Origin of the sequence: Undibacterium sp. TC4M20W (assembly GCF_049340245.1) — a bacterium.
GTDB lineage: Bacteria > Pseudomonadota > Gammaproteobacteria > Burkholderiales > Burkholderiaceae_D > Undibacterium.
Genome location: NZ_JBMPPI010000046.1, coordinates 25,369 through 37,145, shown reverse-complemented (window position 1 = coordinate 37,145; position 11,777 = coordinate 25,369). Strand labels below are relative to the sequence as shown.

9 protein-coding genes and 1 riboswitch are annotated in these 11,777 nt (G+C 53.5%); of the genes, 7 read left to right on the top strand and 2 right to left on the bottom strand.

What is annotated here, in order from left to right; all coding sequences use genetic code 11:
- Positions 1–159: 159 nt before the first annotated feature.
- Together ACO0LL_RS29180 and ACO0LL_RS29175 are read right to left on the bottom strand one after the other, a co-directional pair.
- Complete coding sequence (locus ACO0LL_RS29180; RefSeq protein WP_422954334.1) at positions 160–642, bottom strand: hypothetical protein; 483 nt, start codon at positions 640–642, stop codon at positions 160–162.
- A 46-nt stretch (positions 643–688) separates the two neighbouring features.
- Positions 689–1,045 carry a hypothetical protein gene (locus ACO0LL_RS29175; protein WP_422954333.1) on the bottom strand — a complete coding sequence of 119 codons (357 nt, stop codon included), beginning with the start codon at positions 1,043–1,045 and terminating at the stop codon, positions 689–691.
- A gap of 32 nt (positions 1,046–1,077) precedes the next feature.
- Positions 1,078–1,312: riboswitch (cobalamin riboswitch) on the top strand.
- A 282-nt stretch (positions 1,313–1,594) separates the two neighbouring features.
- On the opposite strand from ACO0LL_RS29175, the gene ACO0LL_RS29170 reads away from it, so the two are divergent.
- The 7 genes from ACO0LL_RS29170 (at position 1,595) to ACO0LL_RS29140 (ending at position 11,771) form a co-directional block, all read left to right on the top strand.
- Positions 1,595–3,106 carry a CoA-acylating methylmalonate-semialdehyde dehydrogenase gene (locus ACO0LL_RS29170; protein WP_422954332.1) on the top strand — a complete coding sequence of 504 codons (1,512 nt, stop codon included), beginning with the start codon at positions 1,595–1,597 and terminating at the stop codon, positions 3,104–3,106.
- 248 nt (positions 3,107–3,354) lie between these two features.
- Positions 3,355–4,515, top strand: coding sequence for an acyl-CoA dehydrogenase family protein (locus ACO0LL_RS29165; RefSeq protein ID WP_422954331.1), 1,161 nt, complete (start codon positions 3,355–3,357; stop codon positions 4,513–4,515).
- Positions 4,512–5,303 (top strand): enoyl-CoA hydratase, encoded by a 792-nt coding sequence (locus tag ACO0LL_RS29160; RefSeq protein WP_162059894.1) that lies wholly within the window; start codon positions 4,512–4,514, stop codon positions 5,301–5,303. Before ACO0LL_RS29165 ends, ACO0LL_RS29160 begins: the two co-directional genes overlap by 4 nt.
- Positions 5,300–6,487, top strand: a complete 1,188-nt coding sequence (locus tag ACO0LL_RS29155) for an enoyl-CoA hydratase/isomerase family protein (protein WP_422954330.1) — start codon at positions 5,300–5,302, stop codon at positions 6,485–6,487. The genes ACO0LL_RS29160 and ACO0LL_RS29155 overlap by 4 nt, the downstream gene beginning before the upstream one ends.
- A 177-nt stretch (positions 6,488–6,664) precedes the next feature.
- Entirely contained in the window at positions 6,665–7,564 is a 900-nt protein-coding gene (gene mmsB / locus ACO0LL_RS29150) for a 3-hydroxyisobutyrate dehydrogenase (protein WP_422954329.1), read from the top strand.
- Positions 7,565–7,621: 57 nt separating this feature from the next.
- On the top strand, positions 7,622–8,974 hold the full coding sequence (locus ACO0LL_RS29145) for an SWIM zinc finger family protein (RefSeq protein WP_422954328.1): 1,353 nt from the start codon (positions 7,622–7,624) through the stop codon (positions 8,972–8,974).
- 7 nt (positions 8,975–8,981) lie between these two features.
- Positions 8,982–11,771 (top strand): DUF6493 family protein, encoded by a 2,790-nt coding sequence (locus tag ACO0LL_RS29140; RefSeq protein ID WP_422954327.1) that lies wholly within the window; start codon positions 8,982–8,984, stop codon positions 11,769–11,771.
- The last annotated feature ends 6 nt before the right edge of the window (positions 11,772–11,777 follow it).

The window sequence follows — 11,777 nt, the reverse complement described above, 5'->3', positions numbered from 1 at the left end:
GCATAGCGTTCAAAGCCACCTTCGGCAAATGTTGTCTGTCTCATGGTATTTATGATTCAATGGAAAATAAGCTTATATTACCGTTTCTGAATCATTGCTCGGGGACTTAATCAGAGATTCCTTAATTGTTTATATAAAGTACTCGCTAAAACCGTTGTGCTAAACCTCAGCAAGGATCACATATTTTCTAAATTCATTTTTCAGTGCCAATACATGAGCTGCAAATTGCGCTTCAGTATAGTTAACTTCATCCAGCCATTGCCAGTAGCTGACAGTCAACTCTCCATCATCAATACCTATTGCAACATCAGGGTTTTCGAGATCAAAGACCTGCACATCACATAATCTCAACTGGCGCACGATTCGCTGAGGATTTGCCAGAGACTCCGCAACAATTTTTCTGGCGCAGATATCAAATGAAATATCTTGCCTACCAATTTCAACTATTTTTTCTCCCACAACGACGATTTCCCCACCCTCTTCTTTTGCTCTTTCAAAGTAATGCAAGAGCAGATTTGTTTGTGCTATTTTCTTGTGCGCCAGCGAGAGTAACTTCAGTATCTGGGCGAGCTCTGCAATGATTTTCTCATGATCATCACTGGTCGCCAAAGTCAGGAGAGTTGCTGTATTCTTCAGTCTCATTAAAAATTCTCGTTTAAGCGCATCAACCTGACTGGGGGTAAAAGCTTTATTGAGGTTCAGGAGGAATCTGGTTCAAGGTGACAATTTTTCCTGCACTATCCAGACCAAATACAATAGGCTCGCCACCAGATTGTATGTTTGCAATCAGATTTCTCTTCAAATAATTTGCTGATGCATAGTTGGGATTCGCTTCTACATTCTTTATACCCATTTTATTCATCAACTCTATCGTCGCAGTCCAGCCATCGACTTTATACCAAATCGGTTCCTGGCCTAGCCGGGTTATATATTCATCTATTCCTATTTGAGAAAATAATTCAGCTTGCATAAGCCATTCAGCTCTCCATGTGATTAATATCAAAATAACAAAACCCATTTTAACTTCACCTTGAATTTTTTTCACCAATTAACGTTTACGTTAACGTCAATTCTTGTGCTATTCTAAAAATAACAGGTGCATAGCCCAATCTCTTGGGCTGTGTTAAACGGGAAAGTGGTCGTCCTGATCGCTGTCACTAGCAAGTGACAGCGATCAAGACCCAAGCCCCTGCTGCCTCCGCAACGGTAAGCAAGTGCGGTTACATCATCCACGCCACTGGTCATGCATGACTGGGAAGGCGATGTAACAAGACTTGCAAGCCCGGATACCGGCCTGTTGATCGCTGAGAAAAACATTGCGGAAGGCGGTGTTTGGGATATGGCATGGCACGCCTGATGGCGGGCGGGTGCTTGTCTTCAATATTGTTCTTTCACTGTTTTTCCAAGGTCTGGTCACGTACGGAAGGTGCGTGGCGGGTGTGCGTCCACACGGCGTATGCCCATGGTCAGGATGGTTGCTGCAGCAGGCTTCTATACGTGGCGACTATCTTGTTTTCAGGCATCAGTGCGGCTGTTGTTGCGGGCGTGGCCCGCCGTCTGTCCGTGCGCAATCAGGAAAGTACAGGAAAGCATCATGGCTACTCTTACCAAGGTCCCCAACGTCAAACTGCTGATCAACGGCGAACTGATAGACTCCAAATCCACACAATGGCGCAATGTGATCAACCCGGCCACGCAACAGGTGCTGGCCCATGTGCCGTTTACGACACCTGAAGAAATGCAGGCCGCAGTCGATGCTGCCAAGGCCGCTTTCAAGACCTGGCGCAAGACAGCGATAGGCACACGCGCCCGCATCTTTTTGAAATACCAGCAACTGATACGTGAAAACATGGCCGAGCTGGCAGCGTTGCTGACAGCCGAACAGGGCAAGACCCTGGCCGATGCTGAAGGCGATATCTTCCGCGGCCTGGAAGTGGTCGAGCATGCGGCAAATATCGGCAACCTGCAAATGGGCGAAATCGCCAACAACGTTGCCAGCGGCGTTGATACTTATACCCTGAACCAGCCGCTGGGCGTGTGCGCAGGCATTACCCCTTTCAACTTCCCGGCGATGATACCGCTGTGGATGTTCCCTATGGCGATTGCCTGCGGTAACACCTTCATCCTGAAACCGTCCGAACAAGACCCCATGGTTACCATGCGCCTGGCTGAGCTGGCCATGCAGGCTGGTGTACCACCTGGTGTGCTGAATGTGGTGCATGGTGGTGAAGACATCGTCAATGCGATTTGCGACCACCCTGATATCAAGGCCGTGTCCTTCGTCGGTTCCACCCGCGTAGGCACACATGTGTATAACCGCGCGACGCTGGCGGGCAAACGTGCGCAGTGCATGATGGGTGCCAAGAACCACGCCATCGTCCTGCCAGATGCGAACAAAGAACAAACCCTTAACAACCTTGCCGGTGCTGCCTTTGGTGCTGCTGGCCAGCGTTGCATGGCCTTGTCCGTGGTGATACTGGTTGGTGAAGCCAATCAATGGGTGCCAGACTTGCTGGACCGCGCCCGCAGCCTCAAGATCAATGCGGGTGCTGAAGCCAATACCGACATAGGCCCGGTCATTTCCTGCACCGCCAAAGAACGGGTAGAAAGCCTGATCGCGCAAGGTATTGCTGAAGGTGCGACACTGGTGCTGGATGGCCGTGCGCCGCAAGTGCCAGGCTATGAGCATGGCAACTTCGTTGGACCTACAGTGTTCACTGGCGTCAAGCCCGGCATGCGTGTGTATGAAGAAGAAATCTTTGGCCCGGTATTGTGCATCATGCAGGCAGATACGCTGGCCGACGCTATCGCCATCATCAACGCCAACCCTAACGGCAATGGCACGGCACTGTTCACCCAGTCTGGCGCTGCTGCACGTACCTTTGAAGAAGATATCGACGTAGGCCAGATCGGCATCAACGTGCCTATTCCTGTGCCTGTGCCGCTGTTTTCATTTACCGGTTCACGTGCATCCAAACTCGGTGACCTGGGACCTTATGGCAAGCAGGTCATACAGTTCTACACCCAGACCAAGACCATCACGGCACGCTGGTTTGATGACAGCGTCAGCGCTGGCAAGGTGAATACGACCATCTCGCTGAAATAAGGGGAGGCATCCTAGCCACGGTAGTTGGACAAGTGCAAGTGTGCATTTTTCCAGTTTCCTGGCTAGGCGTGACGACGACGCAGACTAGCGTCTGCTAGGAGGAACAACAACGGCAGGGAGCTGGAAAAGTGTGCAATTGCACTTGTAGCGCTCTCAGCATGTCACACCTTATTGAAAGCGAACAATGGTTAATACACTACTTCATCTATTGACTGCCAATAGCGGTCAACTACCGGGGCTAGGATAATATGGATTTCGAATTGAACGAAGACCAGCGCGCCTACCAGCAATCTGCCCGCAGCTTCGCCGCCCATGAAATGACGGCGCAAGCCGCGCATTGGGATGCCACTTCCCACTTCCCGCTGGACGTTATCGCCCATGCCGGGGAGCTGGGATTTTGCGGGCTGTATGTGCCAGAAGAACTGGGCGGGCTGGGTTTGACGCGGCTGGACGCCGCCATCGTGTTTGAAGAGCTCGCACGCGCCTGCCCTTCGACCACGGCTTACATCACCATACACAATATGGCAAGCTGGATGATCGCCAACTGGGGCACGCCAGAAGTACAGCAAGAATGGGTACCCATGCTGGCCGCAGGCAAGAAACTGGCTTCATATTGCCTCACCGAAGCTGGCTCAGGCTCTGACGCGGCATCACTGCGGACCAGCGCCCGTCTGGATGGTGACAGCTATATCCTCAATGGCAGCAAAGCCTTTATCTCGGGCGCAGGTGCCACCAATATGCTGGTCGTCATGGCCCGCACGGGGGGTGATGGTGCAGGCGGTATCTCTGCCTTTGCCGTACCGGCAGATTTGCCCGGCATAAGCTATGGCAAAAAAGAAGACAAGATGGGCTGGAACAGCCAGCCCACCCGCACTGTCAATTTTGACCAGGTACGCATACCGCGCAGCCACTTGCTGGGCGAAGAAGGCGAAGGCTTTCGTATCGCCATGCGTGGCCTGGACGGTGGCCGCATCAACATCGCCACCTGCTCTATCGGTGCAGCGCAATCGGCCCTCAACAGTGCGCAAGCGTATATGAATGAGCGCATGCAGTTCCAGAAAAAACTGTCTGATTTTCAGGTACTGCAATTCAAGCTGGCCGACATGCAAACCGAGCTGGTGGCCGCACGCCAGATGGTCAGACTGGCAGCCAGCAAGCTCGACAGCAAGGCCGACAACGCCTCAGTGTATTGCGCCATGGCCAAGCGCCTGGCGACCGACACCGGCTTTGCCGTCTGCAATGAAGCCCTGCAAATCCACGGCGGTTACGGCTATATACGTGAATACCCGCTGGAGCGCTTCCTGCGCGATGTCAGGGTGCACCAGATACTCGAAGGCACGAATGAAATCATGCGCGTCATCGTCGCCCGCCACATGCTAAACCAACCCGCAAGCGAGGAATTTTTATGAGCAAGTACGCTAACTACACCAACCTACAATGCGAGATCATAGGTCACACTGCCCTGGTGACCCTGGCCAACCCGCCCGCCAATACCTGGACGGCTGCGGGTTTGCAGGCGTTGACGCAACTGGTCAATGACCTTAATGCTGATGCAGATATCTATAGCCTCGTCATCACAGGTTCAGGCCAGAAATTCTTTTCAGCCGGCGCAGATTTGAAGCTGTTTGCCGATGGCGACAAGGCCGTGGCACTGGACATGGCACGCCGCTTTGGTGAAGCATTTGAAACCCTGAGCCGCTTCCGTGGTGTTTCCATCGCTGCCATCAATGGCTACGCCATGGGCGGTGGCCTGGAATGCGCACTTGCCTGTGATTTGCGCATTGCCGAAACCCAGGCGCAAATGGCCTTGCCAGAAGCCGCAGTGGGCTTGCTGCCCTGCGCTGGCGGCACGCAAAATCTTGCCTGGCTGGTCGGCGAAGGCTGGGCCAAGCGCCTGATCTTGTGCGGTGAACGTGTCGATGCTGCCACTGCTCTGCGCATAGGTCTGGTAGAAGAAGTCGTCGCCACCGGCGGCGCACTGGAACACGCACTGGCCCTGGCCAAACAGGTTGGCAAGCAAAGCCCCAGCAGCGTCAAGGCATGCAAGCAACTGATACAAGGCGCACGCCAGCAACCGATGAACACCGTGCTGCCACAAGAACGCGAAGCCTTCCTGGCCCTGTTTGATACCGCCGATCAAAAAGAAGGTGTCACTGCCTTTTTGGAAAAACGTCCACCCGTGTGGAGGAATGCATGAGCGATGCTCCAGTCCTGTTCCACACCCTGCCTGCCACCAATGGCATGCAGCTAGGCGTGGCCACCCTCAATTCAGAAAAAACCCTGAATGCCCTGTCCAAAGAGATGGTGCAATTACTGGGCAAGCAATTGCAAGCGTGGGATGAAGATGACAGCATTGCCATGGTGGTCTTGCAAGCGGCTGGCGAGAAAGCATTTTGCGCAGGCGGCGACTTGCAAAACCTGTACGCCAGCATGCGCGAGCATCATGCATCCGATAAAAAGGACGATCTGCTCGGCAATGCCTATGCCCTGGATTTTTTTGAACAGGAATACCGCCTCGACTATCAAATCCATACTTACCGCAAACCCATCTTATGCTGGGGCCATGGCATCGTCATGGGTGGTGGTATAGGCTTGATGGCCGGTGCCAGCCACCGCGTGGTCACAGAAAAATCCCGCCTCGCCATGCCTGAGATTGCGATTGGCCTGTTCCCCGACGTAGGCGGCACCTGGTTTTTGAACCGTATGCCGGGCAAGCTGGGTTTATTCCTGGCATTGACAGGTGCCAACATCAATGCCAGCGACGCCGTATTTGTGAAGCTGGCCGACCTGCAATTGCCGCACGAGAGCAAGGCAGAGCTGCTGGCCCGCCTACAAGCCTGCGAATGGAGCACACAAGCAGAAAACAACCATCTGCGCCTGAGCCATATCCTGCATGAGCAGCAACGCAATGCCAACCTGGTCAGCAGCGCCGGGCCATTGCGCCAGCATTTTGATCTCATCAATCAACTGTGCAGTGCCGCTGACCTGAGCACCATCATCGGCAATATCTGCCAGCTTGATGTGAACTTGTTGAACGACGATGTGTGGCTGCAAAAAGCCGTCAGCAGCCTGCAAAAAGGCAGCCCGACCTCTGCCTGGCTGGCACATGCCCTGCAGGAAAGAGGCAAGCATTTGTCGCTGGCAGAAATCTTCCGCATGGAGTTGGTTGCAGCACTCGCCTGTGCGCAAGGCCATGATTTTGCGGAAGGGATACGGGCCTTGATTGTCGATAAGGATCAGAAACCGCAATGGTTGCCGGGTAGTTTGGAGGCATTGCAGCCGCAGGATGGTGAGCGTTACTTTGCGCGCCTTTGGAGCGCAGAGCAGCATCCATTGCGGGATTTGGGTGTGATTGAAAATATACAAAAAAGAGCTGCGTAAGTATCAATGAAGCTGCAATTCGTAGGTTGGGCTACGCCTCATCAGCCCAACACTGTGCGGTTGAAAAACGACGTACGTTATTGCAAGGCCGAGTGTTGGGCTGGTAAAGCGTAGCCCAACCTACGGAAAACGCCCGCCAATCTGAACAAAGAACACGTAAAACAAGGAGATAACCACATGTCAAACCAATCCAAAATCGCCTTCATCGGCCTCGGCAACATGGGCGCCCCCATGGCCCTTAACCTGCTCAAGGCAGGCTACCCACTCACCGTCTTCGACCTCTCCCCCACTGCCCTCAAAACACTGGCAGACGCCGGTGCACTAGCCGCAGGCAACGCAAAACAGGCCATAGAAGGCGCGGACATCGTCATCAGCATGCTGCCCGCCAGCCGCCATGTAGAAAGCCTCTATCTCGGCGATGACGGCATACTCGCTCACATCGCCGATGGTGCACTGATCATAGACTGCAGCACCATCGCCCCACAATCAGCCAAGAAAGTCGCACAAGCAGCAGTCGCACGTGGGCTGGCAATGGTGGATGCGCCAGTCTCAGGCGGTACAGCAGGTGCAGCAGCAGGCACACTAACCTTCATCGTCGGCGGCAGCACGGCAGACCTGGAACGCGCCCGCCCAGTGCTTAACGCCATGGGCAAGAACATCTTCCACGCTGGTGAACATGGTGCAGGGCAAACCGCCAAAATCTGCAATAACATGTTGCTAGGCATACTCATGGCAGGCACGGCAGAGGCGCTGGCACTGGGTGTGGCTAACGGACTTGATCCCAAAGTGTTGTCTGACATCATGAGCAAAAGCTCAGGCCGCAACTGGGCGCTGGAACTGTACAACCCCTACCCCGGCGTCATGGAAAATGCACCCGCATCACGCGGCTACACCGGTGGCTTTGGCGTAGATCTGATGCTCAAGGACCTGGGCCTGGCAACCGAGGCAGCGCTGGGTAGCAATTCCAGTATCCCGCTGGGTGAAGCAGTGCGCAATCTGTACGGCATTCATAGCAAGACCGGTGCTGGTGGCAAGGATTTTTCCAGCATACTCGAGCTGCTTCAGAAAAAGGAATAAAAATACTGAGGCGCGGGCGCGATGACAATCGCTACACAAAGCGATATGCTAGCGCCCATGACTACTCAAGCACACGCCTACCACTACCTGCAAGCCTCGGCACTGACAAACGATGTCAGGCCCAGGCTGCAACTGGCCACATCTGGCAGTGACGACAAAGCAGCAGTCGCCCACCCGCACTTCTTTGAAGGTCTGCTGAAGCAGCCGCGCCTGTCGGCTGAATTGCTGACTGCTGTCCATATCATCGTCGGTTCACGCTTTTTCACACCTGCCAATACCCTGGCAAAAAACCTCATGCTGGCTGACCCAGTCGTTACATCTGGCGGCGGTATCTTGCGTTTTGAAGGTTTCTCTTCCTGTTGCAGCGCCTATGTGCGTGTCGACATGCTGCCGGACAGTTATGAGGGTGATATCGTCGGCAAGGGCACGACCAACGTCGATTTCAATGCTCCCATGCGGGCAGCGCTGGCAAGAGTACGCGATGCATCAGGTCTGGCACTTTCAGTCGGACAGGACGCATTTACCCTGCATGTCGGTGGCAATAGCGTTGTCGAGAAAAAAGTCGAACTGCCACTGCGCTGGATACGTGGCATGCTGGAAGTACAATCTTACCAGGCTGGCATGCGCAAGATCGTTGAAGTCAGCGGAGCTGAAGCCCTGCGTTTCTTGCGCTCTTTACCCAAGACATCGACCAGCAAGACACCGCTGTGGATATCGCATGGCCCCTTTGGCCTGCGCACCACAACCAGGCCAGAACCGAATAGCATACGCCTGGTCGACAGCACCCGTCTGCGTGTGCTGGAAGCCTTGCTGCCGCGCGTAAAGTCCATGGCAATTTTTGCTGACGAAGCGCAGCAAGCCAGTGCCTGGGTCTTGCAATTTTCTGGTGCCCGCCTGACGCTGGCCCTGAGCGCCGAAGTCTGGCGCGGTTTTTCTGGCGAAGGCCAGGCCCTGCGCGCACTGATGAATATGCAGAACGCCGATGCTCTGCCCCGCCTGCGCGCTCTCTTGCAATGGCAATCTTCATTGCAAGTCCCTGCACTGGCAGAGCAACTGGATTTACCGCAAGCCAGCATAGAAGACAGCCTGCGTATACTCGGCGTCTCTGGTCTGCTGGGTTTTGATGTAACAGAAGGCAGTTACTTCCACCGAGTACTACCACTGGATTTAGGCATGGCAGAAGACTTGCACCCACGCCTGGCTGCTGCCCGTGAACTGATAAAAGACAATGCGGTCAGCATCATAAAAAAACAGCCACTTGAAGCCAGCGTGCAGAGCGCAGATATCCAGCACCGTGTGCGCGAAGTTGACGGTGAATTACGTTGCACCTGTCCCTGGTATGCCAAGCACCAAGGTTTGCGCGGGCCTTGCAAGCATGTACTGGCAGTTGAAGCAATGACAGAAAATTAGGATACCCATGGCAGAACAAAAAATTGAAGCAGCATTCGCAGCCAAGACTCCACTCGAAGAATTTGTAGTTGCAGGTAATTACCAAGGCATGATGGCTTATCTGCAAGCGCATGACAAAACTCAGTGGTCGCAACACAGAACTAGTGTGATGCGCATGAACAAAGTCATGGAGAAGTCACGCTATACCATGGATATGAGCAAGTCTGCCTGGCGCAGCAATGTCACTGCCCAGCAATGGCAATGCCTGCGTTCTGCGATCTTTTTATGTTGCACGACAAATGATGTTGCTGAAAATTCCTGGATGTTTTTTATCAAGCCAGAAGAACTGGTCGAATTATGGAAAGCCTATACACCACCATCGACTGAAAATTTGGTATCAAATATGGTGTCGCGTAACCAGGGAAGTTTTCGTATCATACAAAGCCTGCTAATCAGTGGCCTGGCAGAACGCCCCACACATGACAATTACCTCCTGGGTTTGCTGAGCCAGGAAATACATTCAGACCGCGTACCCGATGTAGCTTACTGGATAAAACACGATCCAGAATTATTGCAAGGCCCATTGCTGCAGTTGTTCGATATCGAGGGAACGACAGATATCAGTCTGGCCGGGCGCGATAAATATACTCATAATTCTGCCCACACCTGGCAACAGTTATTCTTGAATTTGTGCCAGCAAGGCGTGTATAGCCGCGAGCTGTTGCTGGATAAAACCCTGGGTGCGCTGGAAAAAGACTGGATACAATTCCGCTCTGGCTGGTTCTCGCGCTTTCATGATGCACTGGCACCAACAGTAGAAGAAATGCGCGTTTTCAACGAACGCTATCTGGGTCTGTGCCACAGCCGCATCCCGCCTACTGTCAGCATGGCGCTCAAGGTGCTGGGCACTTTGCAGGCTGCAGACGCCATCAGCAATACTGCCTTGCTGACAGCGCTGCAACCCCTGTTGTCATCTGCCGTCAAGGCGCAAGTGGATGCCGCCCTGAAATTGCTCGACCAGATCATACTGAAAGATGCCAGCCTGGCGCAGGAAGCGGCATCTATTGCCGTGTTTGGCTTACTGCATGAAGCAGCAGACATGCAAAAGAAAATCATCAGCCGCCTGAGTAAATGGGGCATGGATGCGGCTACGCAAGAGCAAGCCAGGCAATTGTTACCCCAGGTTGCAGCCAGTAACCGTAATGCTTTGATGGCTTTACTGGGAACTCCTGCTGCTGATACTTCCAAGCCATCAGCCATTATCCAGATATCGCAGGCATTACCCATTTTGCAACCTCTGCCATCGCCCATAGCAGAGAGCCGCGCCCTGCCAATCATCAGTGATATTGACGCACTCATCGAAGCCTGCGCCTATATCTTTGAAAACAATGATGACACTGACTGTTTTGAAACCGTCCTCCATGCCCTGTTGAAGCTGGCACCATTTTCTGCTGATGATAAAAAACGCTTTGCTCCAGTACTGAAACGCGCACAAAAACTGAAACCCAGTTCGGATAATTGGCGCAATATGGACAAACCACTGGCGCGTGAACTGGCGCGCCTGCTGGTATTTATATTTGAAGCAGAAAGACTGCCGCCCTCCAGCAGTTTTACCAAAGGCCGTTTCGATGTGCATAGCGTCATCTGTCAGCGCACTGACGATTTGATGGATATCCTGGCGCAGGGCAAATCAGTGCCACCAATCGCGGCACCTAGTCATCAACGTGGCTATATAGACCCTGCCATCTTGATAGAACGAACACGCGAGCAACATGCACTAGGCTTGCAACAACCATTGCAAGAGCAGGTACTCAGCCTCTTGCGTCTGGCTCCAAGTAATGAAGCCAGCCTGCGCGAGCAAGCTGCCAGCTTGCCGGACACGCCTTATCACAATGCCTTGCGCTACGCCCTGGGCTCACAAGTCAGCATACCTGCCAAAGGCAAGGACAGCTCCCTGTATATCGCCGCCGCCCGCGCCCGTTACCCGGATGAAGACGATGTCAACCTCATCCAGTTATATGGTGACTTTGGGCCAGATGGCGCGCATGCTGCACGCTATCGTTTTGAGATAGAGGTCAGCAAGAATGAAGTTTACACCTTCTATCACAGTCACTTGCGTACCACACCAACACCCAGGGCCATAGACCAGGCTTATCTGAGTATCTTGCGTCACCCCCAGGTTATAGAGGATCAAGGCTATTTCCATCGCACAGAAGGTTTTGGTGGCAATAATGAGGGCCAGATTCGCTGGTCGGCCAGCATGATACCTTCCAGCCTCGAAGCCGTCTTTGCCGAAGGTGCCCATGCCATTGCCAACAATCTCGACTGGTGGGAAGCAGCGTGGTATAACAAGGCTTATCTGAACCTCTTGCTTGACCCCACAGTACCCATGAGCAGCAGCGCCATCATGCTGTTGGCCTTTACACTGGCGGGTAAAGAGCCTGGCCAGACTGCAGTCGCGATAGATGCCCTGGTCGCCAGTTGGCTGGAAGGACGTCTCGACGCAACAGCTCTTGCCAGCGCCATTCACGGCCTGCTGGCAACGCCACAAGTCAAGGCCAGCCGCTATGCCAAAAGCCTGGCGACGGCAGCACGTGCCCATGTACTGGCACCACAACTGGTGTTTCAACTACTCTGTACCATGGTGACACAAAGCCCACAATCACCTCCTAAAGACATGGCAGCCCTGCTGGAGCTTTTGCACGAATTACGCCTTGAAGTGAAACAAACTCTGCCTGAACATACTCTGGCAGCCCTGCGTGATATGCAGATCGGTGGAAAAGGCAAGGCAGCACTGAAGGCACTGCTAGCTGGATAATACTCG